Annotated in this window: 18 protein-coding genes and 1 tRNA gene; 7 read left to right on the plus strand and 12 right to left on the minus strand. The window is 37.9% G+C overall.

Features of this window, described 5'->3' with window-relative positions; all coding sequences use genetic code 11:
* Positions 1-36: 36 nt before the first annotated feature.
* The 3 genes from hpf to radA all read right to left on the minus strand — a co-directional run bounded on the left by hpf (position 37) and on the right by radA (position 4,620).
* On the minus strand, positions 37-372 hold the full coding sequence (gene hpf, locus CXF85_RS01220; protein WP_101226694.1) for a ribosome hibernation-promoting factor, HPF/YfiA family: 336 nt from the start codon (positions 370-372) through the stop codon (positions 37-39).
* Positions 373-705: 333 nt separating this feature from the next.
* Positions 706-2,982, minus strand: a complete 2,277-nt coding sequence (locus CXF85_RS01225) for a S9 family peptidase (protein WP_442871851.1) — start codon at positions 2,980-2,982, stop codon at positions 706-708.
* A 249-nt stretch (positions 2,983-3,231) separates the two neighbouring features.
* Positions 3,232-4,620: a DNA repair protein RadA gene (gene radA, locus CXF85_RS01230; RefSeq protein WP_101226695.1), complete on the minus strand. Its 1,389-nt coding sequence runs from the start codon at positions 4,618-4,620 to the stop codon at positions 3,232-3,234.
* Between the two features lie 319 nt (positions 4,621-4,939).
* On the opposite strand from radA, the gene CXF85_RS01235 reads away from it, so the two are divergent.
* Positions 4,940-7,411 (plus strand): PilZ domain-containing protein, encoded by a 2,472-nt coding sequence (locus CXF85_RS01235; protein ID WP_101226696.1) that lies wholly within the window; start codon positions 4,940-4,942, stop codon positions 7,409-7,411.
* Between the two features lie 105 nt (positions 7,412-7,516).
* Here CXF85_RS01235 and serB read toward each other — a convergent pair whose 3' ends face one another.
* The gene (gene serB / locus CXF85_RS01240; RefSeq protein WP_101226697.1) at positions 7,517-8,527 is read right to left on the minus strand and encodes a phosphoserine phosphatase SerB; all 1,011 of its coding nucleotides are present in this window, start codon (positions 8,525-8,527) and stop codon (positions 7,517-7,519) included.
* Between the two features lie 154 nt (positions 8,528-8,681).
* Here serB and CXF85_RS01245 point away from each other — a divergent pair, with 154 nt between their 5' ends.
* Entirely contained in the window at positions 8,682-9,374 is a 693-nt protein-coding gene (locus tag CXF85_RS01245) for a hypothetical protein (RefSeq protein WP_101226698.1), read from the plus strand.
* Between the two features lie 8 nt (positions 9,375-9,382).
* Here CXF85_RS01245 and CXF85_RS01250 read toward each other — a convergent pair whose 3' ends face one another.
* From CXF85_RS01250 to aceK, 8 genes are all read right to left on the minus strand, one after another.
* A complete protein-coding gene (locus CXF85_RS01250; protein ID WP_232771033.1) occupies positions 9,383-10,276 on the minus strand; it encodes a TatD family hydrolase in 894 nt (297 codons plus the stop codon).
* Between the two features lie 294 nt (positions 10,277-10,570).
* Positions 10,571-12,331, minus strand: a complete 1,761-nt coding sequence (argS, locus tag CXF85_RS01255; protein WP_101226700.1) for an arginine--tRNA ligase — start codon at positions 12,329-12,331, stop codon at positions 10,571-10,573.
* A gap of 329 nt (positions 12,332-12,660) precedes the next feature.
* On the minus strand, positions 12,661-14,241 hold the full coding sequence (gene prfC, locus CXF85_RS01260; protein ID WP_101226701.1) for a peptide chain release factor 3: 1,581 nt from the start codon (positions 14,239-14,241) through the stop codon (positions 12,661-12,663).
* A 315-nt stretch (positions 14,242-14,556) separates the two neighbouring features.
* The gene (locus CXF85_RS01265) at positions 14,557-14,805 is read right to left on the minus strand and encodes a hypothetical protein (protein WP_101226702.1); all 249 of its coding nucleotides are present in this window, start codon (positions 14,803-14,805) and stop codon (positions 14,557-14,559) included.
* Between the two features lie 183 nt (positions 14,806-14,988).
* Positions 14,989-15,477 carry a ribosomal protein S18-alanine N-acetyltransferase gene (rimI, locus tag CXF85_RS01270; RefSeq protein ID WP_101226703.1) on the minus strand — a complete coding sequence of 163 codons (489 nt, stop codon included), beginning with the start codon at positions 15,475-15,477 and terminating at the stop codon, positions 14,989-14,991.
* Positions 15,478-15,486: 9 nt separating this feature from the next.
* Positions 15,487-15,867 carry a DNA polymerase III subunit psi gene (locus tag CXF85_RS01275; RefSeq protein WP_101226704.1) on the minus strand — a complete coding sequence of 127 codons (381 nt, stop codon included), beginning with the start codon at positions 15,865-15,867 and terminating at the stop codon, positions 15,487-15,489.
* Between the two features lie 192 nt (positions 15,868-16,059).
* Positions 16,060-16,136 (minus strand) — tRNA-Trp (locus CXF85_RS01280).
* A gap of 161 nt (positions 16,137-16,297) precedes the next feature.
* Positions 16,298-18,061, minus strand: coding sequence for a bifunctional isocitrate dehydrogenase kinase/phosphatase (aceK, locus tag CXF85_RS01285; RefSeq protein WP_101226705.1), 1,764 nt, complete (start codon positions 18,059-18,061; stop codon positions 16,298-16,300).
* A gap of 251 nt (positions 18,062-18,312) precedes the next feature.
* Between aceK and queA the strand changes: the two genes are divergently transcribed.
* From queA to secF, 5 genes are all read left to right on the plus strand, one after another.
* Complete coding sequence (gene queA / locus CXF85_RS01290; protein WP_101226706.1) at positions 18,313-19,383, plus strand: tRNA preQ1(34) S-adenosylmethionine ribosyltransferase-isomerase QueA; 1,071 nt, start codon at positions 18,313-18,315, stop codon at positions 19,381-19,383.
* Between the two features lie 106 nt (positions 19,384-19,489).
* A complete protein-coding gene (gene tgt / locus CXF85_RS01295) occupies positions 19,490-20,623 on the plus strand; it encodes a tRNA guanosine(34) transglycosylase Tgt (RefSeq protein WP_198555452.1) in 1,134 nt (377 codons plus the stop codon).
* A 203-nt stretch (positions 20,624-20,826) separates the two neighbouring features.
* The gene (gene yajC / locus CXF85_RS01300; protein ID WP_101226708.1) at positions 20,827-21,162 is read left to right on the plus strand and encodes a preprotein translocase subunit YajC; all 336 of its coding nucleotides are present in this window, start codon (positions 20,827-20,829) and stop codon (positions 21,160-21,162) included.
* Between the two features lie 290 nt (positions 21,163-21,452).
* Entirely contained in the window at positions 21,453-23,300 is a 1,848-nt protein-coding gene (gene secD, locus CXF85_RS01305; RefSeq protein ID WP_101226709.1) for a protein translocase subunit SecD, read from the plus strand.
* A gap of 21 nt (positions 23,301-23,321) precedes the next feature.
* On the plus strand, positions 23,322-24,269 hold the full coding sequence (gene secF, locus CXF85_RS01310; protein WP_101226710.1) for a protein translocase subunit SecF: 948 nt from the start codon (positions 23,322-23,324) through the stop codon (positions 24,267-24,269).
* Positions 24,270-24,731 lie beyond the last annotated feature (462 nt).

A 24,731-nucleotide genomic window follows, 5' to 3' on the forward strand; every position in this document is an offset into this window, starting at 1 on the left:
TAACCTTGTTGGCTTATGTCTTAGTTTATCTCTAAGTTAAGCAGAGTGAAATAAGTCTGTTTGTGGAACAACAAACTTATTGTTAAATTTGGCTGATAACACACCTTTGCGACGAGCAAGGGCAACTTGTAGTTTCTTAGCAACTTTGGCGATGGCCACATACAGCTGCTTGTCAGAAGCGTTTACGGTAACTTTCTCTCCTTCGTACAATGTTGTTACTTCAAGTTTTTGTAGATGCGGCTCGACGGTAATGGTCGAGTTTAACGTCATGATTGACGGATAATGCTTAGAGATTTTCGCAAACTTATTCTCGATAGATTGCTTGATACCTTCAGTTATTTCAACGTGGTGTCCAGAAATTTTAATCTTCATAGTCTTACCTCTTTCGTTATCTTCATCTTTGTCTTCACCTTCATATTCCTCCTTCAGTCATAAAAATGCAATAGGAAAATGCTAGAAAAATGCAATTAAATGTAACCAGAGTTTTTGCCTGTTTTAGTCATTTTTGGGCATGAAAAATGCAAGTCGAAAAAGAGAAAAAAATAACATGCCCGGCGATCAATTAACGATGAAAATAATTAATTTGTACTTTCGTTTTATTAGCGATAAAAATAAAAAAACGGCAAGTAACTTCTGTTACTTGCCGTTTTTGTCACTCTTGATAACTACGGGTTAATGCTTAATAGCTAACACGAGCTAAAGACGTTATTTAAAGTGTCTATCAAAGAAGTCCATGATCGTAGTATTTAAGTGCACCTTAACTTTTTTACCGCGCATACTATGTTTACTGCCAGGGTAGGTCATTAATTCAAATAACTTGCCTTCGTCCTGCAAGGCTTTAATTAACTTAGTGGTATTGGTAAACAATACGTTGTCATCAGCCATTCCATGATAAACCATCATTGGACCGCTTAAGCCCGAAACATAAGGAAATACACTACTTTGTTGGTAACCTGCTGCATTTACTTTAGGGTGATTTAGATAACGTTCAGTATAATGGGTATCGTAGAGCATCCAATCAGTAACTGGCGCGCCACTAACCCCCGCTTTGAAATAATCACCGGCTTTGAACATCGTCATTAATGCCATATAACCGCCATACGAATGACCAAAGACACCAATACGTTCTTTATCAACATAAGGCAGCGTATGTAGATATTTTACACCGGTAATTTGATCGGTAACTTCAACTTGACCCAATTTCTCATAGATTGGAAATTCAAAGGCTGTACCACGGTAGTTAGAGCCGCGATTATCAAGCTGATAAACAATATAACCTTGCTGTAGCATGTATTGCGTTATATCTGCACCTTTCCATGAGTTAGTAACAAGCTGTGCGTGAGGGCCACCATAAACTCTAACAATCACTGGATACTTTTTGCCCGGTTGCATATTTTTAGGTTTATAAAGTTTGTAGTACAAATCCGCTTGCCCGTCATCAGACTTTAATGAACCAAACTCAGGCATAACTAAATCATCATAATATGGTGCGACAGGGTGAGCTGCAGTGACTTTATTTTCAGCTAGCCAAGTAATATGTTCACCATTAGCAAGATGTAAACTTACCTGTTTAGGGGTTTTAGTGTTTGAGAAACTGTCGATGTAACTTTCACTAGTAGCGCTGAAGTTGATGCTGTGAAAGCCATTACGCTTAGTAATTCGCTGGACATTTTCAGGTGATTTACCACTTAGAGGTACTTTATATAAATGACGTTCAAGCGGAGTATCAGCACGACCGGTGAAGTAAACCCAGCCATTTTTTTCATCAACACGTGTTAATGAATCAACTACCCATTCGCCTTTAGTCAATTGTGATATTAACTCACCGTTTAAGTTGTAATGGTAAAGGTGTTTGTATCCGTCACGCTCAGAAGCCCAGATAAAGGTTTTATTATCACTTAAAAAGGTTAAATCTTTATGTAGGTTAAGCCAATGAGTAGATGTTTCTGTTAATAAAGTCTTTTGGCGACGCTTTTTTAGGTCATAGGTTTTTAATACTAAGGTTTTTTGATCACGACTCTGCCATTGATAGGATAATTTCTTACTATCAGCTAACCATTTTACTCGAGGTAAATAGATATCTTGGTCATCGCCCATATTTACGAAGCGAATCTTTTTGCCTTTAATATCTGTAACGGCTAATTGAATATGAACATTATTAGTACCTGTTGCCGGGTAGCGCTGTTCGATGAGTTCAATTTTTTCAGCATATATCTCGTTACGAATAACAACTTTTACCGGGGTTTCATCAACACGTAAAAAAGCAATGTGCTTTTCATCGGGTGACCACCAATAACCGGTCATGCGAGCCATTTCTTCTTGAGCTACAAATTCACTCATGCCGTTTTTAATCGTGCCAGCACCATCAATGGTTAACTGACGCTCTTCACCTGAAACAATAGTTAACACGTATATGTTTTGTTCACGAATATAGGAAACAAAATTACCTTTAGGTGAAAATTTCACATCGGTTTCAAAACCGGCTGTTTCGGTTAAGCGTTTAGCCGTTTTAGTCGCTAAATGGTAATAGTAAATATCCCCGTTAAGCGGGAATAATAATGCGCTGCCATCTTGTGAAAACTGGTATTCCATGATGCCAACACCATAGATTCTTTGGCGTTCACGGCGAGCTTTCTCTTCATCAGATAAACTTTCTGGACCACTAAACAGTGATTGTGAATCAACCAGCAGCTTATTTTCTTTACTGGCTAAGTTGTATTCCCATAAATCGTAACGGTGTAAGTCATCGCTTTTACCTTGTAGGTAAGTTACCCGTGTTCCGTCAGGTGAGAATTTTAAAGATTTGGGTGTTTGGCCATTAAGAGAAGGTGAACTATAAATGCGCTCAATGGTTAATTGCTCTGCGTTCATCGTAACGGCGGGCGTTTTGATATTTTCATCAATTGCATTAGCGTTTGCATTTAGCGGTAAGGCTAATGAGCAAGCAAGTGCAATAAGTGCTTTTTTAACAGTAAATTTCATAGGAAAGTTATCTTATTAAGTTGTTTTAATAGTATGTAAATAGGTGAGTTTGTACGTTGAGCCTATGACGTCCATGCCAATTTTATGACAGGTATTGTCTTTAAAACTTAACACGAGTGCAAGTTTTGATGACAAATGTTTTATATTGTAACGTGCAGTTTATGTCAGTTAAATTGCACGTTATTTGACTTATCCCCACTCAGTTCCCCGCTTAATCTAATATTTTCAAATGGAAAGCTTATATAGTCGCTATTTTAATAGCTCAATAAGTTCATGGATGGTTTTAACTGCCTTGATATTAGCGCCTAAACCTTCCATTGATTTATGATAATTTCGATAAGGAATATATATTTCGGTGAAACCATGTTGCGCAGCTTCTTTAACGCGAGGTACGCCGCTGTCTATTGGTCTAACATCTCCGTTTAGACTTAATTCACCCATAATGCAGGTGTTTCGAGGGATAACAAAGTCGTTCAGGCTGCTTAATAATGCTGATACCAGAGCTAAATCGATACAGGTTTCAGTCTCATCAATTCTTAGACCACCAACAATATTAAAAAAGGTATCGTGATATATCTTAGTTTTGGTATGTTTACGCAAGATCCCCGTTAACATTTTAATTCTGTTCATGTTTAAACCCACACAAACGCGTTGTGGAAACTCTGCTTCTGTTTCAGTGGTTAAACATTGAATTTCTAACAACAGGTTTCGATTGCCTTTACGGATACAGGTAATGGTTGAGCCCGGCGATTCGGTACTCGATCCGGATAAAAATATCTCACTGGGGTTATCGACACTGAGCATACCGCGTTCACACATTTTAAAAATACCGACAGTGTCAATATCCCCAAAACGGTTTTTGTTTGCTCTAAGGGTACGAATTTGACCATCATTGGTATCAATATGTAAAAGTGCATCAACGATATGAACAAGAGTTTGTGGACCAGCTATTTCATTGTTTTTATTCACATGGGCAATAAGAAACATAGTAACGTCGTTTTGTTTACAATATTGCGTTAACGCTTGGGCGGCACTTTTTACTTGTGAAGGTGAGCCAGGGCTACCATTGGCATTGTCGGTAACAACCGCTTGTATAGAATCAATGACAGCAAACTTTATCTTATGTGTATCTAGTTCATTAATTATTGACTCTACGCTGGTTTCTGAGAGTAAATATAGGTTGTCTTCGTTGTAGTCTAACTTTAAACGTTGTACTCGATTTTTGAACTGGGACAATGACTCTTCCGCGGTACAATATAATGATGCGGTTGTTTGTGACATGCGAGCGACAAGATCTGAAAGTAGCGTAGTTTTTCCTGCACCCGGATCACCAGAGATAATATTTACAGAGCCAGTTGTTACGCCTCCACAAAGCACGCGGTCTAATTCACCTATGCCAGTAAGCTGCTTTTCTGCGTCAGTGGTTTGTATTTCATTAATCTTTTTAGATCCGCCACCAGTTAAGCCGGCATAACCGCCAGTAGTGCCTGAACGAGTAACTGCACTTTTACTGCCTAGCTTAGGTATTTTCATTTCTACCAAGGTATTCCATGCACCACAACGGCATTGTCCTTGCCATCGGGTGTGATTCATACCGCAATCAGTACATACAAATTCTATTTTTGCTACTTTTGCCATCTAGATTTTACCACCCTTTAAACGATAATATGACTGTAATAAGAGACCGTCATCGAACAATGTTATATTAATTAAACTATGTGAAAGCTTAACTATAGCGCTATCAATAAAGCGCATTCAGACAAATAAAATGCTTTTGATTGTGCACCATCATTGATAGGCACATAAATTGCTTGGTTTTTAATGATAAAGTCGGTTAGATTATAATGCTTTTGATTTTTTTGTCTAAACTAAAAATAGTACTCAATCCCTTAATTTAGTAACAACGTCATCTTTAGTTGTTAAAACATAGGGTAAACCAGAAATTAATAATAAAACTATGAATAAAGATTTCAGTAAACACCAGAAAATCATTAACAATTTACGTGGTGAGGTTAACAAGAAAAGTTTTGAAGCTAATTATAGTGCGGTAACTGAGCACCTTAATAAAACTGAAAAATTTTTATTGAAAATGGAACTGAAGCGATTGGCGAGCGCTTGTATGCGTGCCATCGATTTACGTGGTTTAGTTAATGGTGAATGTCAATTATTTGACTTTCAAGGTCAAAGCCATTTTTTGGATGACGTCGCTATTGCTGCTTTCAATGAAAACATCGCAATCTATGGCGGTTATACTTTTGGTGTGTACGAAGCAGTCAAAGATGCGAAAAATAGCTTTCGTAATATTTATCAAAATGAACAGAGTACTCCTAGCATAGTTGAAAATAACAATAAAAAAGCTGGCACAGAAAAACTCCAATATCCAGCCAAGTTACACCTGTTAGAAAACTATCCTAACCGCGTTGAAGAGCGAATGAACTTTGCTATTCCGATCACATTAACCATCTTAAATAAGCAAGAATTGGTGACCACAAGTATTGACCTGAGTGTTATGGGCATAAAATTCAAACTGCTCAATGAAATTTCATTATTCAAAGGTGATCAATTAAATATTGCATTTACGGGATTAGAACAAGAGTTTCAATTTGGAAAAAATAGCTCATTTTCTTTTGAAGTTCAAAATGTATTACGTGATTCAGGTACTCAGATTATAGGTTGTCAGCGGATAGACACTCCTGAAAATGATGGTTTTCAGCGATTCTTATTTGGTTATATCCAAGGAAATAAACGTCGTTACAAAATAAATTTAGATAATAGCTTAGTGGCATTACAGGCGAGAAGCTTTGAGCAGTACGCATTAGTTAAATTAAATGAATTAGTTATCTTTATGCACAGTGCCAATGGTGATCTGAATAAAGCGTCTCCTCGATATGCGCTAACCACCAAAAATAATCAAAAACTTTACCAATATTGGCGAGATGAGAAAAAACGATCAGCTTTGCATTACCTTATCAACGATGATCGACTTCAACGACTCGAAGTATTAAAGCAACAAGGTAAGAGTTTATTAGTCTTTAGTTTTATTCATCAACATAAAGGCCATAAGTTTTTCTATACAGTAGATGAAGGGCAACTGAAAAACGACAATACTTTTTTTATGCAATTTTTAGCTTTTGCTGCCAGTAAAAGTAGCTTTGCTATAACAGCGTTACAATCTCATTCCGTCGATCCAACACAAGCATATTCGCCTTTTACTCTATCTACCGCGATGACTAAGCAACAAAATCATTTGAATCCACCATTAACAGATGAAGTGAATGATATCGTTGTCCATATACCTTGTACAATAACGGCAACGGATGTTACCAGTACCAGTGAACTGGCTGATTATCAAGCATTAGGTTATTCAGGTATTGATCTTGAACGACTTAAAAGCTTTGGTCACAAATATGAAGATAATGAAAATATAGTGGATGAGATAACCTTAGGTTATGGCCACCAACGTCAAGAAGTGCGCTTTAAATATCAGACCCCGGCAATCATTGAGTGCGAAGCGTTAAATTGGTCAGGACAGTCGGCTGACTTTTCTGTTTCTGGTCTAAAAATTGACTTAGAAAATCCGGCTACGCTATCTAAGGGCGATATCGTGCATTTAACTTTTCCAAAATTACAGAAAATAACCTCAGCTTTCGATCTAAAGCAATTACCTTATAGGATTATGAGGATCAGTAAAGATAAAAAAGTGGTGAATTTACGTGTGTCCGTTAAAGAGCATCAACACATAGGTAGATCATTTTTTAAATTGTTAATTGATAAGAACAAAGATAAATTAACCCCCGATGAATATGCCATGTTAACACCGGGTTTATCAGGAGCACTAAGAACTTTATATGCTGTGAATATGGAAATCCCTAGTGCTATGGTGCAATCAAGTGGTAGTCGTTATAAGGTTGAGAATTTAGTTGCTGGACAGCATGGCTATCAAAGCCATAAAAATTTACTATCTGCGATGTTGCGATTAAGTGATCGCCATGGTTATTACAACCTATACCCTTTGTTAGGTAATTTACAGGTTAGAAACTTACTCGACCAACATATGAAAAAGTTAGTGGCAAGTGATACCGCAGTCAGTGAACTCATCTATATTGCTATCAACCCAAGTATTACCGACATAGAAAAATCGATAACAATAAAACAAGCAAGTGAATTAAATACGCCACAGATGAGGAGCTTTTTTATTAAAAAGTCTTTGAAACAAGGTGATTTTTATAGTTTACAATTAAAACTATCACGAACTGATGAAGCAGATATGGCACATTTAAATCCTGAACTGGCTTATATTGGCTCTTATGCAATACATCGAGGTAAACAACTTGAGCAAGATATATATAGTGTCGCCGGGGTAGTTCAGTTAATTGATGTCACACAAGAAACGTTATTAAGACATGCACTGACAAGTAACGTTAGCTGATATTAAGCGAGATTATAAATACTATTGAAAAAGCCTAAACTGATAGTAGATTTAACTATTCGTTTAGGCTTTAAAACACTTAGACGTTGTAACTGTGGATAAAGGTTACGCTAACCAGTGTAACAGGCAGTCTAACCCTTGCACGTTGATGCTACTGTCAGCTTGCGCTAATACAATAGGCTTAGCATGAAAAGCAACGCCAAAACTAGCCGCAGCCATCATGACTAAATCATTAGCACCATCACCCATAGCAACGGTTTGATTTTTCGGTATTTGGTATTCTTTACTTAAGATAGCTAAAGAGTCCGCTTTAACTTGCGCATCAACCACACTACCTAATACCTTACCGGTAAGTTTGCCATCAATAATTTCAAGCGTGTTGGCAAACGCAGCATCTAGGTTTAGCGTTTCTTTTAGATGATCAGCAAAATAAGTAAAGCCGCCTGAAGCAATAGCAATGCGCCAGTTATGCTTTTTAAGCTCTGTGATAAGTGGCTTTAATCCAGCCATTAATGGGATGTTTTTTGCTACATCACTCAATATGGTGTCAGGAGAGTCAGCTAACGTTGCCACACGTTGATGTAAGCTTTGGGCAAAATCAAGTTCACCTAACATAGCGCGCTCTGTTACTTCAGCGACTTCTTCACCAACACCAGCTAGCTTAGCTATTTCATCAATACACTCTATTTCTATTGTGGTTGAATCCATATCCATCACTAATAAACCGGGTTCACTCAAGGTAGGAACTTGCGTTAATAATGCTGCCTCAATGTTATTAGCCAAAGCAAAATCGGCGAGAGCTTTACGTGCTGGAATAAAGTCAGCGCAGTTAACATGAAAGCGACAACTTGTTTGATTGTTTCGGTGATTAATTGTGGTCAGTGCGGTGATTTTAAGCTGAGCTTGAGTTTGTAATGCTAATAGTTGATTAAGAGGCAGTTGTTGAAATACGACCAACTCTACCTGCTCACCTGTTGCAGGATTCGATAGGGGGCGGTCAGCTAAAGTAAGCTCTTGCTCAGATAGGGTAAAAGCGACAGGGAATTGTTCATCTTTTAAGTTTTGGGCTAAATACTGTTCAAGGGATAGGGGTAATATATTGGCGATAAAAGACACGTTAACTCTCTAGGGTATTAGTAGATATCCAGGCCACATGAATATTAAATCTTCAAGTCGCTTAGCTATATGATAAAAATAATAAACTTCACATCAGTTAATAATCTAACTATAGTGACACTATTAATGCGCTACAGTAGTCATCAGTGTTCTTATGAAGCAAGCCGAACAGTCTTTATACCCTAAATTATCGTCAATTTATAATAAAATCCTGCAATTAGCTAGTGCAATTTTGCTTATCATAGTACTGATGAGTATCTTACAATCTACCGGCGGGAGAAATAACGATAATTTAACCGAACACTTTAACTATATTGCTAAGCAGCAAATTCAACAGGCCATTGCAGGTGTTGCAGTTATTCTTGAGCAATCTCACCAAAGCAAAATAGATCAAAATGCATTTTTACAGCGTTATTTAGATGGCCTGACAAAAGTTAATTTTGTTAGGCAAGCGCATTTATATGATGCATCAGGTTTGCTGTTAATATCGAGTGTTTCGGTAGAAAAAGATAAGCAGGGTAATAAGGTTACTGGCCTTAAAGCTAAGAGTATTAAAGACCTTTACGGTGTTTCTCCACACCAGCGTAACTTAACAGAGACCTTAACGCCTTTTGTTGAAGAAATTAGACATACAGACTCAAATAGCTATAAACTTCACGGCTACCTACGATTCACTATAGAACAGTCTTATTTAACTGATATTTTAGCTAAAGCAGACGAAGAACAGCAGTCTTTACAGCGTTTAATGCTTTTATTAGCGGGTGTTATTGGCTTTCTACTTACCCGTGGCTTAAATCGATTTAGTCGACGAGGTTATCGTTTAGATGCAAAGGTCGAAAGAGTTTAATCCCCTATCTAACTAAAGAATAGCTGATCTACATTACGCTCAAGCTGAATCGCTATATCGTCAGGTTTTTCAGGGCGTATTGTCGCTAATACTTCAAAAATTTTGATAATATTTACGGGTGAATTTACTGCTAAATTAGCTGGTGAGTTAACCGTAAGCCCATTTTCTACTTGCTCATTATCTAGATTAACAGTTAGAACTTCTTGCCCCATTACTTCTCGACTAATTGGCATTGACGGTGCGTCAGTTTCCAATACTAAACACTCTAACGGTAGGCGTTTGATGGCGTTGATGGTTTTTTTAGCGCGAGAATAAGTGATAGTGCTACCAACACCGAGTTTAAAGCCTAAATCTATATAACCAATAGCTTGTTGGTAACTACCTGAGAAACCGTGAATTATGCCAGCTCTATTTAACTTATATCGCTTTAAAAAAGGCATTATCTTATCGTGTGATTGCCTGTGATGAACTATTACCGGTAAGTTTTGTTCTTTAGCTAGGTTGAGTTGAAAATCAAAAAAGTGCTTTTGATGATGCCAATTATCTTCTGGTGTTTGCCCATGATTCTCAGCATTTTTGGCAATAGCGCCATCAAGGCCTATTTCGCCTATGGCAATAATATTATTTCGTGATGCAACTACAATCTTGGAGAGTTGGTCTAGGTGAGAGTCATCCAGCCCTTTTAAAAACCAGGGATGAATACCTAAGCAAGGATAAATCTTTATAGGATTATCATGGTGACGTTTGGCTAGGCTAAGTACTTGAGTAAAGTTATCAGGAGCAATGGAAGGAACAATGATACGCTTTATGTCGAGCTCAGCGCATTGAGTTAGCAAAGCCGGTAAATACTCTTTAAAGGCTTTATCATCAAGGTGACAATGACTATCGGTAAACTGCATCATTGCCTCCTTTGGTTGTTTACTCTATATTATTGAGCTTTGAATATTGAGCTCTAACTATTGAGAAGATAACCTCTATTCTTGAATACTAAACCTTTCAGTCGTCATGCTCGTGATGTCTTAATCGAGCATCCAGTTTTAGTTCTGGATTCAGGATAATATGCTCCTGCATTATCTAATAAGTAGCATCCATGCCACGTCCGATCAGTAACTTCGGGAATGACGTTGAGATTCTAGGTTAGCTTCTCATTTAAATTTATGACTAATTAGGACTAAGCTTTTATTAATAGATATAAATTACATTCTGTCCATTACTTCAATGCCTAATATATCTAAACCTTGTTTTAATGTATCTGCAACAACTTTACATAAGGCTAAACGTGACGCTTTAATTTCATCGTTAATACCTTCTTTAAGAATAGGGCAGGCTTCATAAAAACTCATGTAAAGGCTGGCTAATTCATAAAGGTAGTTACATAACAAGTTAGGCGTACATTCGCTAATTACTGCATCAACGACATCTTCAAGTTGTAATAATTTTAATGCTAACGCTTTTTCTTGTGGTTCGATGATGCTGATAACAGCATCATTCTTTATTGTGCCAGCCTTACTCTCTGCTTTAGAAAAGATACTTTGAATACGTGAGTAAGCGTATTGTAAATAAGGAGCGGTAGCACCTTCAAAGCTGAGCATAGTTTTCCAGTTGAAAATATAATCACTGGTACGGTTTTTCGATAAATCGGCAAACTTAACTGCGCCAATACCTACTTTCTTTGATATTTCAGCTAAATCAGCATCGGTGATCTCTGGGTTTTTCTCTTTGATTAATGCTGCAGCACGAACGATAGATTCATCAAGTAATTCTGCTAACTTGATAGTACCGCCAGTACGGGTTTTAAATGGCTTGCCATCATCACCCATCATCATACCAAATGGACAATGCTGGTAACCGACATTGTCAGGTAAGAAGCCAGCTTTACGTGAAACAATTTCAACTTGTTTAAAGTGTAATGCTTGACGAGCATCAGTAAAAATAATGATGCGATTAGCAGCTAGCTTACCGCTACGGTAGCGACATGCAGATAAATCGGTAGTAGCATATAAGAAACCGCCACCCGACTTTTGTACGATGAATACTGGCGCTTCACCATCTTTGTTAGCCATTTCATTAATGAAAACAACTTTAGCGCCTTGACTCTCTTCAGCAATCTTTGTCGCCATCAGTTCATCAACTACTGTTGATAAGTCATCATTATAAGCACTTTCGCCCATAATATCAGAGCGCTTTAATGACACATTTAATTTAGCGTAAATTTCTTCACTGTGGGTGATTGAAATATCAATAAATTGTTGCCATAACTTAGCACAGCCTTCATCACCACTTTGCAGCTTAACTACATCAGCACGGGCTCTATCGGCAAAACCTTCTTCGTTGTCAAAGCGTACTTTGGCTTCACGGTAAAAGTTCTCTAAATCGGCAAGGGCAGTTTCAGCCACTTCATCACTAGCAAGTTTATCGCTTAAATGTGCGATTAACATACCAAATTGCGTGCCCCAATCACCCATGTGATTTTGACGAATAACTTTGTCACCACGAAACTCTAGTGCGCGTACAACAGCGTCACCAATGATAGTTGAACGTAAGTGACCAACATGCATTTCTTTAGCAAGGTTAGGCGCTGAATAATCAACCACTACTGTTTGTGGCTCATCACCAGGAGTAGCACCGCGTTGTGCTACGCCGATGTTGTCATCTTTTGCAACTTTGTTAAGTTGCTCAGCTAACCAGTTTTCATCTAAATGAATATTGATAAAACCAGGACCAGCGAGTTCAATTTTACTAGCGATACCGGCTAGATCTAACTCGGCAACAACCTTGGTTGCTAACTCACGTGGGTTAGTTTTTAGCTTTTTTGCTGCGCCCATAACACCATTGGCTTGATAATCACCAAAATTCGGACGATTAGACAAACTAAGGGCAGGGTTAGTACCTATCGGTAAGCCCGCAGCAACCATAGCTGCACTGACTTTTTTACTTAAAATTTCTTTAATATTCATGTAATAGACTCTTTATCATTGTTATTTGGCTCAAGGCATTCATCAATCGTGCTCATTGACATGCGTCAACTCCGCGCGATTTCTTTTCCCTTGAACCAACTAACTGCGATAAAGAAGCTATTACGCAGTTAGTGAAATTTATTATTGTTTATGTCCGATGTTTTACGAAATAAATCATCAAAAATAATATCAACTTACTCATGTTTGGTTAAGTAGATAGCGTTATAGCAAGGCGCTTAATCATTTTTATAAAAGAGCTTAGTACACTAAGTGACTGCATCAAAATGTTTAAGCAACGCCGCTAGAACGTTATATACGACACCAAAAGGTTAGTGTTCACGGGTCGAGTGAAACTGTATATCTGGGTTTCTTTCTTGTGCTAGCGATAAATTAACCATCGTCGGTGCGATGTACGTTAAGTTATTACCACCATCATATGCTAGGTAATCACCCGATTTCTTTTTAAATTGCTCTAAAGTGCGCTCATCATCACAAGTACACCAGCGTGCAGTAGCAACACTAATGGCTTCGTATATAGCATCAACTTTATATTCAGTTTTCAAACGTTGCACAACAACTTCAAACTGCAATACACCTACAGCACCAACAATCATATCGTTGTTAATGAATGGTCTAAATACTTGTACAGCACCTTCTTCAGATAACTGAATCAGACCTTTCTGTAATTGTTTAGCTTTTAACGGATCACGAAGACGAATACGACGGAACATTTCAGGTGCGAAGTTAGGAATACCACTAAACTTCATCATTTCACCCGAGGTAAACGTATCACCTATCTGAATACTACCGTGGTTGTGCAAACCAATAATATCACCGGCAAAGGCTTCCTCAACGTTTGATCGATCGCCAGCCATAAAGGTTACCGCATCGGCGATTTTGACATCTTTACCAATACGTACTTGTTTCATTTTCATACCTTTTTCATATTTGCCAGAGCAAATACGCATAAAGGCGATACGGTCACGATGTTTTGGATCCATATTGGCTTGAATTTTAAATATAAAACCTGAGAACTTTTCTTCTGTCGCAGTTACTTCGCGTAAATCTGTTTTGCGAGGTAATGGCTTCGGTGCCCATTTAGTCAAACCATCAAGCATGTGGTCAACACCAAAGTTACCTAGTGCAGTACCAAAGAATACTGGCGTTAATTCACCATTTAAGAATTCTTCTAAATTAAAATCATGAGAAGCGCCGGAAACAAGCTCTAATTCTTCACGTAAATCATCAGCATAGTTACCAATTATTTTATCAAGTTCAGGATTATTAAGACCTTTAATAACGCGCTTTTCTTGAATCATGTGGCCTAGGCCTGATTGATACAAGGTGATTTCGTCATCAAGAATATGGTAAATGCCTTTAAATTCTTTACCCATGCCTATTGGCCAAGTAATAGCAGCACATTTAATTTTTAATACGTCTTCAACTTCATCCATAACTTCCATTGGGTCACGTACATCGCGATCCATTTTGTTCATGAAGGTAATGATTGGCGTATCGCGAAGACGAGTAACTTCCATTAACTTAACGGTACGTGCTTCAACACCTTTGGCAACGTCAATTACCATTAAACATGAATCAACGGCGGTCAGTGTACGGTAAGTATCTTCTGAGAAATCTTCATGACCAGGAGTATCAAGTAAGTTTACTAAACAGTCATTGTAAGGAAATTGCATTACCGAGGTAGTAATTGATATACCACGCTCTTTTTCCATTTCCATCCAGTCAGATTTTGCGTGTTGACCTGATTTTTTACCTTTTACCGTACCGGCTCTTTGTAAGGCTTGGCCAAACAAAAGCACTTTTTCGGTGATGGTGGTTTTACCCGCATCGGGGTGAGAAATAATGGCAAAGGTGCGACGTAAATCGACTTGCTGTTGCTGTACAGACATGCAAATTACCTGTTAAGTAAATAGTGGAGAAGCTCCTTGAGTACTTGGCTTAGTATTAACCTTAGTACAGGGCTTTTCATCATAATTAAAAAATTGCGCGCATTATAACATTAAAATAGAAAAAATTTGTAAAAAGCAGCGTTTATAAAAACTAACTTTTTATATCGCTAAAAGGGGAATTAATGGAACTTAAAAATAATGGCAGGAGAGGTCTGTTTACTTTACTGTAACTTTAGATAAGCCGACATGAAATTGACGAAAAATATGTTGCTAAAGAGATAGTTTTCTAAAGTTTAATTAGCTTACTTTGAGCAATTAGATGAATAAGTTTGAAATAAATTGAGATTCATTTTGGTCCAATAAGGGGGTAGGTCGCGGGGTGAATTTTACCACTTTATTATCATTGCTTGCTGGATTCACTTGGCTAGATAATAATGCAAAAGCTTGATGTTCGCTAAGTCCCGTAAGTTGGCTGATTTTTCTCAATGCATCACTTACAACAAGGTTTGCTACACCTTCATTCGAGAGTTGGCTATCTGTAGTGGGAATTATTTTAGTAAACATACTGTTCTCATCATCACTTGTTAAAAACCTTGTTAGGAATCTTAGTAAGTATCTTGTTGAGTATATTAACTAAAACAGAGAGATTAACTAGCCACTTTGCGTGTGAAAATGTTGTTGTTTGTTAATGGATGGCTAGTTTGGTATTTACTTAGGGGGTGATTATCAGTCTATTGACGTTTTTTATTAGCATTTCAATGACATAACAATAGCATCTTCATAACCAAAGCCTGAACTGCTCGGGTAGTAACCTGTACGACGATCAATTTCGATAAAACCAGCATTCATATAAAGCATTTGAGCTGCTATATTTTTAGCGCGCACTTCTAAAAACACTTTAGTGGTACCCAGTTTTTTAGCTTGGGCTAAAAACTGGTTAAGCAATGCTTTACCGTATCCCTTACCTTGCTCTGTTGGTACTACACAAATATCCATCAGTGTTGCTTCACCAATAACATATTCACCAATATAAAAACCTATAGCATGCTCGGCTGAGAGATCTTTTTCAGTTACTTGAAAAAAATCGCCAAAATAACGGCCACCAATACAGCTTGAAAAAGTTTTTTCACTCCAAGGATGTGAATGACAAGCAAGTTCAATGGGCATTAACTTATCTACATCGGCTTGTGCTATTTCAGTAAAGTATTTTGTGCTATTTTTTGCTGCATTACTCATTGTATTTACTTACTCTTGTGTTTTTTTAGTCAGTAATTGCCATAATTGCTTTTTAAGCGCAGGCGACTTTGATATTTCGGCGATAGTAGGCGTAATAAGCTGCTGCTCAAGCCATTGTATTTCATTCTTAGATGATACTGAGGTGAAATACCAGTTAAATAGCCCTAAGTTTAAGTGGTCATCTTGGTGACTAATTTCACCGATACTTAAACCCGTTGCTAATAAAATGTCATTGAATAGTTGTTGCTTTGCTAACTCATTTAAATCGATATCAAGATAGCTGTTGGGTTGAGTTTGGGTTGCGGCATTTACAGACTGAGAAGTACGGCGCTGCCAAAGGCTGATGCCCATTTCAGTGAGTTGCTCAAATTGATGTTGGTTAATGCTCATCAGTGATGGCTCATTTGCTAGTACAACGTAAGGTTAAATATAATGACAGAATTAGTTGCTGACTAAAAGCAGATAAATTAATGTTGCGCTAAGTATTATTTAATAAGTTATTTTGGTCATGGCTAGTAGTTTGACTTTTAAATTTACTAGATGATTTATCAGGGAGATATAGATATAACACAGGAGAAAAAATGGCAGGGGTGGAGAGACTCGAACTCCCAACCATCGGTTTTGGAGACCGCTGTTCTACCAATTGGAACTACACCCCTGCAGCTGAAACGAATTATACTGATGCGAGCTAAAAGGTAAAGCTCTAATACGATTTATTTACTAAAAATTGACTGTTTGCCTGATTTAACAACAAACTGGCAGTTAAGTAAGCAGTTTGTTGCTAGGTTAATTCTGAATTTTGTTTTAAAATTCAATTTTGTTACTTACCGGGTAGCCCTTGATGACAAAAACGGTATTTCTCTGGATAAGGAAAAACATCTTTATAAATACCATTGGCGACATCTTTTTGGCATTGTTGCCAATATTTTGCTGTTAACAAATCGTCATGGTGTATTTTAAATGCTTTTAAATAACTGGGATTTGCCAATGCAAAGGTCGCTATTTCTTCTGGGAACATATCTCCAGGTAATACTGTATACCAAGGTTCAGCAGCGTATAGTTGTTCTTCAGTAACCGCCTTAGGCTTCTCCCGAAAGTTGACCTCATTCATATAGGTTATTTCATCGTAATCATAAAAAATCACCCGTCCATGGCGAGTAACACCAAAGTTTTTGAGTAACATATCACCTGGAAATATATCTGCGGAGATAAGTTGTTTAATCGCTTCACCATAACCAAACATGGCATTGTCTATTTTTTCTTGGGCTTTGTTTTTAAGGGCATCTATTAGATATAGATTAAGTGGCACCATACGACGCTCTATATAGACATGCTCAATAATAAGAAGCTCGTCTTCTCCCTCTCCCTCATAACGAATAATTGATGAAGCTACTTTTTGTAATTCAGCTAACAGTTCATCGTTAAAACGTTTTTTGGGGAAAGCGACTTCGGAATACTCCATGGTATCCGCCATGCGACCGACTCTGTCATGTAGCTTAACTAAACGATACTTGCCTTTGACATCTTTTTTAGTCATGTTTTTACTGGGTGAGAACTTATCTTTAATAATCTTAAAAACATAGGGGTATGAGGGCAGGGTAAATACCGACATCACCATACCTTTGATACCGGCAGCTAATTCAAATTGGTCATCACTGCTCTCTAGGTGGTTAAGGAAATCTCGATAGAATTGTGTTTTACCTTGTTTATGAAAGCCAATTGCCGAATATAAATCAGCTTTAGTTTTATGAGGCATAAGCCCTTGTAGGAAATTAACTAAGGCATAAGGATGCTGACAATCTACAAAAAAGTAAGCGCGGGCAAAACCAAATACCACCGCCATACTTTCGCTGGTAGTTAATAGTGCATCTAAGTATAAACCGCCTTTTTCGTTATTAAGTACCGCGACAATAAATGGAGTTTCTCCTGCAGGAGATAAAACCCGACCAATTAAATAGGCACCTTTGTTACGGTAAAAAGTAAAGTTTAAAATATCAAACTGTAAATCTTCTAGTTTTACGCGAGTTTTATGTGCTTTACGGCGAAAGGTATTGATAAGTGCATCAACATCACGGTCGAGGTTTTCAAAAGGAATAACCGTTCTATGATTGTTCATAATGTCACAGATGGTTTGTTTTAAGCCCAATACTTCCGGCTTATAAGAGGTATAAATTTCTGGTGCTGCTTTATCATCAAGTCGGTGCGCGGTACTTTCCACAAAAATATAATCATTATGATAATACTTACGTTCAAATAAATGACAAAAAACCGAGTTATAAAAGGTTTCAGCCAATTCAGGTTGCATATGATTGGTTAATAAATCGGAGTAAACAGCTTTAACTTGCTGCCACAACGCGTTATCAAGTGAGCTAATATCGAAGTTTTCTTTTATATGGTTGAAAGTTTCAGTTACACGATCATCATAAAAAGTAGTTCTGGCTCTGGCCGAACGATGAATTTCATTCCATTGGCATTGTTGAAATCGCTCTCGGGCTGATTGAGTAATCTCAGTGAAAAGTGCAACATGGTGTTCAAAGCCGTTAATAATAGTGGAGGCTATAGTAAGCGCAAGTTCATTTTTCATAAGGCATCAACTCTTTAGTCGTTTTAAAAAGGGGAGGATATAAGTAGTGTTTATCACCCAACATACACTAAAAGCCTTATAGCAGAGATAATTATCATAAATACTGGTTATCACTGGCAATAATGTTGTTTCAACACAACTTTGTTCTCTCTTCTTCAAGCTTACGCTTTAAAAGTGGCGAATTAACTTGCTATCAAGGGCGTGCAGCTCTAAAATTACGCCTTTTTTAAGCCAGAAAAATAGCCAATATCATGCGTGTTTCAGACTTTTCCTTCGATTTACCCGAAGCTCTTATTGCTCGTTATCCAAAAGCAGAGCGCACTTCTAGTCGTTTAATGGCCTTAAATGGTAATTCTGGCGCAATAACCGACGGTGTTTTTACCGATATCGTTGCGCAATTGAATTCAGGTGATTTACTCGTTTTCAACAATACCCGCGTAATTCCAGCAAGGATGTTTGGTCAAAAAGCCAGTGGTGGTAAAATTGAGGTATTGGTTGAGCGTATTATCGACCAAAATACTGCCTTTGCTCATATTCGTGCCAGTAAATCGCCTAAAGTTGGCAATGAGCTATACCTTGGGAATGAAGGTAGTGACGTTAAAGTTAAAGCAACAATGGTTGCGCGCCACGGTGCACTTTTTGAGTTAAAGTTTCATGGTGACCAATCAGTTTTAGATATTTTAGATGATATAGGGCATATGCCACTACCACCTTATATAGATAGACCTGATGAAGACAGCGATAAAGAACGCTATCAAACAGTTTACAATGAAAAGCCTGGCGCAGTTGCCGCGCCAACGGCAGGTTTACACTTTGATGAAGCTTTATTAGAACAGATAAAAGCCAAAGGCGTTGAGCTGGCATTTGTTACTTTGCATGTTGGCGCAGGGACTTTTCAACCGGTTAAGGTTGACGAGATTGCCGATCATATTATGCATGCTGAATATGTTGAAGTATCAGATGAAGTTGTTGCGCAAATATCAAAAACCAAAGCAGCAGGCGGTCGAGTCGTCGCCGTTGGCACAACATCAGTTCGTTCACTCGAAAGTGCAGCTAAAGCCTCACAAGAAAAAGGCGAAGCGTTAAGTGCCTTTTATGGTGATACTGATATCTTCATTACTCCTGGTTGTGAATTTAGAGTAATCGATGCCTTAGTGACTAATTTTCACTTATCAGAGTCGACCTTATTGATGTTAGTGAGTGCCTTTTCAGGTTATGACCATATTATGTCTGCTTATCAACATGCGATAAGCAAAGAATACCGATTTTTTAGTTATGGCGATGCGATGTTTCTAACTAAACAAGAGCTGAGCAATAGCTAACTAAGTAACGTTACCTAAGTAAAACCTTATTTTAAACCAAACACCGCCAGCCTGTTTTGCTAGTGGGTGAAAGAGAGAATTTATGACAGAAGTAGTAAAAAATAAAATGAAATATGAGCTAATCACTACTGACGGTAAAGCCCGTCGTGGTCGATTAACGTTTGATCGTGGTGTGGTTGAAACTCCTGCATTTATGCCCGTAGGTACTTACGGTACGGTTAAAGGCATGAAAGCTGAAGAGGTTGCGGCTACCGGTGCTCATATTATTTTGGGTAATACCTTTCACTTAATGTTACGTCCGGGTACCGATATTATTGAGCAGCATGGCGGCTTGCATGATTTTATGAATTGGAGTGGACCTATTTTAACTGATTCTGGTGGCTTTCAAGTATTCAGTTTAGGAAAGATGAGTAAAATCACCGAAGAAGGTGTACGTTTTAGCTCACCGGTTAATGGTGAAAAAATCATGCTTACGCCAGAGCGTTCAATGGAAGTACAGCGTAGTTTAAATTCAGATATCGTCATGATTTTTGATGAATGTACGCCATACCCAGCAAGTCATAAAGAATCAAAAGACTCAATGGAACTTTCTCTTCGTTGGGCACAGCGTTCAAAAGATGCTCACGGCGATAGCCCGAATGCATTGTTTGGTATAGTGCAAGGCGGAATGTATGAAGACTTACGTGAAGTATCCGTTGCCGGCTTAAAAGCGATTGAGTTTGATGGTTATGCGATTGGTGGATTATCAGTAGGTGAGCCTAAAGAAGATATGGTTCGAATATTAGATCATACCGCGCCCTTGATACCTAAAAATAAGCCCCGATATCTGATGGGAGTAGGTAAACCTGAAGACTTAGTTGAAGGCGTTCGTCGTGGTATTGACATGTTTGATTGTGTAATGCCGACACGTAATGCTCGTAATGGTCATTTATTTGTCAATACGGGTGTTATTAAGATCAGAAATGCTGCCCATAAAACAGATGTAGCACCGCTTGATGATACTTGTGATTGTTATACCTGTAAGAATTACTCTCGTGCTTATTTACATCATTTAGATAAGTGTAAAGAAATTCTGGGTTCACAATTAAATACCTTACATAACCTTCATTTTTACCAAAAAGTGATGCAGGGTTTGCGTGATGCGATTGAGCAAGGTAAGTTAGACGCCTATGTAGAAGAGTTTTACGCTTTACGTGGTTTACCAGTACCAGCATTAGCTGAAGGTAGTAAGCAAGTTTAAGGTCAATTTACCTTAAAATATTTAGAAGAGTTTTAAAAATCCAGTAGCTTGTCAATTTGAAGCTATTCGGTTTGATTTATAAGAAAAGGCACAGAGTTGACGTTAGTCAATGAGTACCTTTGACACCTAAATCAAACTTAATGGCAATAAAGTGATAAGTTACTAACTAATTAGCTAATCAATAATAAGAAGTAGAGACAAATATGAGTTTATTTATCAGTACAGCACACGCAGCAGACGCACCAGCAGCAGCCGGCGGCGGAATGGAAATGATCATAATGCTAGCCGTTTTTGGTTTAGTATTCTTTTTCATGATTTATCGTCCACAAGCGAAACGTGTAAAAGAACATAAAGGTTTAATGTCTTCACTAGCTAAAGGCGATGAAGTCTTAACGCAAGGCGGCATTGTTGGCAAAATCGTTAAAGTTTCTGATGAAAAAGACTTTATTGTTGTTAGCATTAGCGAAGGTACTGAAGTGACAGTACAGAAAGGCGCGATAAACGCGGTGCTTCCTAAAGGTACAATGAAATCTCTGTAGCACATAACCTCATTGCCATTTAACACGCTAGCGGCATCGGGAATACTCATTGACATTCGTCAACTCCGTGTTCCCTTTTTGCTAGTGTATTAACTGATTGCGAGCTTAAGTACTATGGTAAAGATAAACTCTATAAAGAGTATAATTAAAGTTAGTAGATCTCTGATTTGTGGTCTATTGAAATAAGTACAAGGCGAAAGCGCGGAGTTGACCCATGTCAACGAGCACATTCAACGCCGTAATTATAAAAATAGAGCGGCAATACAACAGCCCTCTAAAAAGGACATATTGTGTTAAACAAATACCCCTTATGGAAAACACTCATGGTGGCAATGGTTGTCGCTTTTGGTGCACTCTATGCCACACCAAACCTATACGGTGAATCACCTGCTGTTCAAGTCTCAGGTTTACGCGGCGTTGAAGCTGATACCGCTACCCTTGATAGAATCAGAGCACAACTAGAAAAAAACAAGCTGACCTTTGACAGTATTGCATTAGAAAATGGTCAAGTCTTAACGCGTTTTAGTAATACTGAAGATCAACTGAAAGCCCGTGATGTACTAGATGATAATTTAGGTAAGCAGTTTTCTGTTGCCCTAAACTTAACACCTAATACACCTGAATGGTTAGCAGCCATTGGTGGTACGCCAATGAAGAAAGGCTTAGATTTAAGTGGTGGTGTTAGCTTCTTGATAGAAGTAAACATGAAAGAAGCCATTAATAAAGCTAAAACAGGTATGGTAAGTGATTTTCGTGGTGATTTACGCAATGAAAAAATTCGCTACCGCAGTGTTAAAGAAAGTAATGATGCTGTTAATGTAGTTTTCCGTAAAATTGAAGACTTAGAAGCCGCGCAATCATTATTGAAAAAGCGCTATCGTGATTTACTGCTAACCACAGATGACGATAAGCTGATGCTAACAGCAAAAATGACTAAGCAAAAGATTAAAGTAATACGTGAATATGCCTTAGAACAGAATATCACTATTATTCGTAATCGAGTTAACGAGTTAGGCGTTGCAGAGCCGCTTGTTCAACGCCAAGGTAAAAAACATATTGTTATCGAATTACCAGGTGTTCAAGATACTGCTACAGCGAAAGAAATTCTTAGTGCAACGGCAACTATTGAATTTCGATTAGTTGATACCGAAGGTGATTTATCAAATGCATTAAATGGTCGCGTGCCTGCAAACTCTATCTTATTAAGAGATAAAGACGGTAAGCCAAGCTTATTGAAAAAGCGTGTTATGTTAACCGGTGATCATATTACCGATGCTAAATCAGGCTTTGATGAGTACTCACGACCACAAGTTAATATTTCACTTGATAGTGCTGGTGGCTCTAAAATGTCAAGTGGCACCAAAAGTAATATTGGTAAGCCTATGGCAACAGTATTCATTGAATACAAAACCACTGACAAAAAAGATGCTGAAGGTAATTTAATCTTTGAAAAACATCAAGAAATCATCTCAATTGCAACGATTCAATCACGTCTAGGTAAGTCTTTCCGTATTACCGGAGCAGGTAGCCCAGCGGAAGCGCATAACCTTGCCTTATTATTACGTGCAGGTGCTTTAGTGGCACCTATTGCTATTGTCGAAGAGCGAACGGTAGGTCCTACTTTAGGTGCTGAAAACGTAAGACTTGGCTTCGAAGCTATTTTGATGGGCTTTGGTTTAGTGTTTATCTTTATGATGATTTATTACCGTGCCTTTGGCGTAGTTGCTAACCTTGCATTAGGCGCTAACTTAGTACTAATTGTCGGTATTATGTCATTAATACCGGGTGCTACGCTTACTTTACCTGGCATGGCTGGTATCGTGTTAACGGTTGGTATGGCTGTTGATGCTAACGTACTTATTTTTGAACGTATCCGTGAAGAAATACGTGAAGGTAAAACGATTCAACAAGCAATTCACCAGGGTTATGATGCAGCATTTTCAACGATCATTGATGCGAATATCACCACGTTAATTGCCGCATTGATTCTGTTTGCCATTGGTACTGGTCCAGTAAAAGGTTTTGCCATAACATTATCTATCGGTATCATTACTTCAATGTTTACCTCTGTTGTTGGTACGCGTGCTGTAGTTAACGCTATTTGGGGCGGAAAACGCCTTGATAAACTTCCTATATAATAAGGACAGGAATTTAAATTTATGCAAATTTTACAATTAAAAGACACTGTCAACTTTATGAGCTATCGCAAGATAGCCATGGTGTTTAGTGCGTTACTCATGATTGCTTCAGTTATATCGTTAGCAACCAACAAGTTAAACTTTGGTTTAGACTTTACTGGCGGTACCTTAATTGAAGTGGGTTTTCAAGAAGCGGCTGATTTAGAAAAAATTCGTGGCGTGATGAAAACTAATGGCTTTGATGATGCTAAAGTTCAACTTTATGGTAGTAGTCGTGATGTTGTTATTCGTTTAGGCTTACGTGAAGACGTTAAAGCTGAAATGCTTGGTAATGAAGTCTTAGCCATATTAGAAAGTGGCTCAGGTCAAAAAGTTGATATGCGCCGCATTGAGTTTGTTGGTGCAAGCGTTGGTGATGAATTAGCAGAGCAGGGTGGTTTAGCTATGCTAACAGCACTTATCTGTATTTTGATATACGTTGCTTTTCGATTTGAATGGCGCTTTGCTGTTGGCTCTGTCGTAGCGTTATTCCATGATGTGTTGTTAACACTTGGTTTGTTTTCTGTTTTACAACTAGAGTTCGATTTAACTGTACTCGCTGCGATTCTAGCGGTTATTGGTTATTCACTCAACGATACTATTGTTGTTTCAGATCGTATTCGTGAGAATTTTAGAAAAATACGCAACAGTGAATCAGAAGAAGTCATTAATATCTCTTTGACGCAAACACTAAGCCGAACCTTTATAACTTCAATTACTACCTTATTAGTATTAGCAGCCTTGTTCTTTCAAGGTGGCGCACTGATACATGGTTTTGCTACCGCATTATTATTTGGTGTATTTGTAGGTACTTACTCTTCAATTTATGTGGCTAGCTTAGTGGCATTAGGTTTAGGTATTTCAAGAGAAGACTTGATACCTGAAGTGATTGAAAAAGAAGGTGCAGATCAAGAAGCTATGATGCCTTAAGTTTCATCAGTTAAAGATCTAGCTAAAAAGCCGAGTAACGAAAGTTACTCGGCTTTTTTATTTAATGCGTTTTATTTTATCGATAAAAAGGCACTACACTTAACGCGACAAGTGTAAATCATACAGAATAATAGACTTGGAATGATCCTTGCTGTATGCTGCACGCCCTTTCATGCTGCCAACATTCTTAATAACGCTGTCAGTATTTGATTAGGGGCTGTTTAACTTTGCTGCTACATTTTGCAGCCGTTTATTTGCTTTTTATTCAAGGCTGAGCAGAAATTTCGTCGTGACTCTTTTATACGATTACGAAGTAGAAGTGCCTAATTAGAGTGTTAAAGCACTTATTGCTATTCGCGGTGAAGAGTTTACATCGTATAACTAGACTACATTCCTAGCGCCTTAATCAACAGCATTTAATTCGAACAAGATTTTGAACATTAAAGGTCAACAGACCCTAAT

The sequence above is a fragment of the Colwellia sp. 75C3 genome, from assembly GCF_002836255.1.
GTDB lineage: Bacteria > Pseudomonadota > Gammaproteobacteria > Enterobacterales > Alteromonadaceae > Colwellia.

Bases quoted from the DNA above. Each gene is read 5' to 3' on its own strand.
- hpf (WP_101226694.1), bottom strand. From the start codon at position 372: ATGAAGATTAAAATTTCTGGACACCACGTTGAAATAACTGAAGGTATC.
- CXF85_RS01225 (WP_442871851.1), bottom strand. From the start codon at position 2,982: ATGAAATTTACTGTTAAAAAAGCACTTATTGCACTTGCTTGCTCATTA.
- radA (WP_101226695.1), bottom strand. From the start codon at position 4,620: ATGGCAAAAGTAGCAAAAATAGAATTTGTATGTACTGATTGCGGTATG.
- CXF85_RS01235 (WP_101226696.1), top strand. From the start codon at position 4,940: ATGAATAAAGATTTCAGTAAACACCAGAAAATCATTAACAATTTACGT.
- CXF85_RS01245 (WP_101226698.1), top strand. From the start codon at position 8,682: ATGAAGCAAGCCGAACAGTCTTTATACCCTAAATTATCGTCAATTTAT.
- CXF85_RS01250 (WP_232771033.1), bottom strand. From the start codon at position 10,276: ATGATGCAGTTTACCGATAGTCATTGTCACCTTGATGATAAAGCCTTT.
- argS (WP_101226700.1), bottom strand. From the start codon at position 12,331: ATGAATATTAAAGAAATTTTAAGTAAAAAAGTCAGTGCAGCTATGGTT.
- prfC (WP_101226701.1), bottom strand. From the start codon at position 14,241: ATGTCTGTACAGCAACAGCAAGTCGATTTACGTCGCACCTTTGCCATT.
- CXF85_RS01265 (WP_101226702.1), bottom strand. From the start codon at position 14,805: ATGTTTACTAAAATAATTCCCACTACAGATAGCCAACTCTCGAATGAA.
- rimI (WP_101226703.1), bottom strand. From the start codon at position 15,477: ATGAGTAATGCAGCAAAAAATAGCACAAAATACTTTACTGAAATAGCA.
- CXF85_RS01275 (WP_101226704.1), bottom strand. From the start codon at position 15,867: ATGAGCATTAACCAACATCAATTTGAGCAACTCACTGAAATGGGCATC.
- aceK (WP_101226705.1), bottom strand. From the start codon at position 18,061: ATGAAAAATGAACTTGCGCTTACTATAGCCTCCACTATTATTAACGGC.
- queA (WP_101226706.1), top strand. From the start codon at position 18,313: ATGCGTGTTTCAGACTTTTCCTTCGATTTACCCGAAGCTCTTATTGCT.
- tgt (WP_198555452.1), top strand. From the start codon at position 19,490: ATGAAATATGAGCTAATCACTACTGACGGTAAAGCCCGTCGTGGTCGA.
- yajC (WP_101226708.1), top strand. From the start codon at position 20,827: ATGAGTTTATTTATCAGTACAGCACACGCAGCAGACGCACCAGCAGCA.
- secF (WP_101226710.1), top strand. From the start codon at position 23,322: ATGCAAATTTTACAATTAAAAGACACTGTCAACTTTATGAGCTATCGC.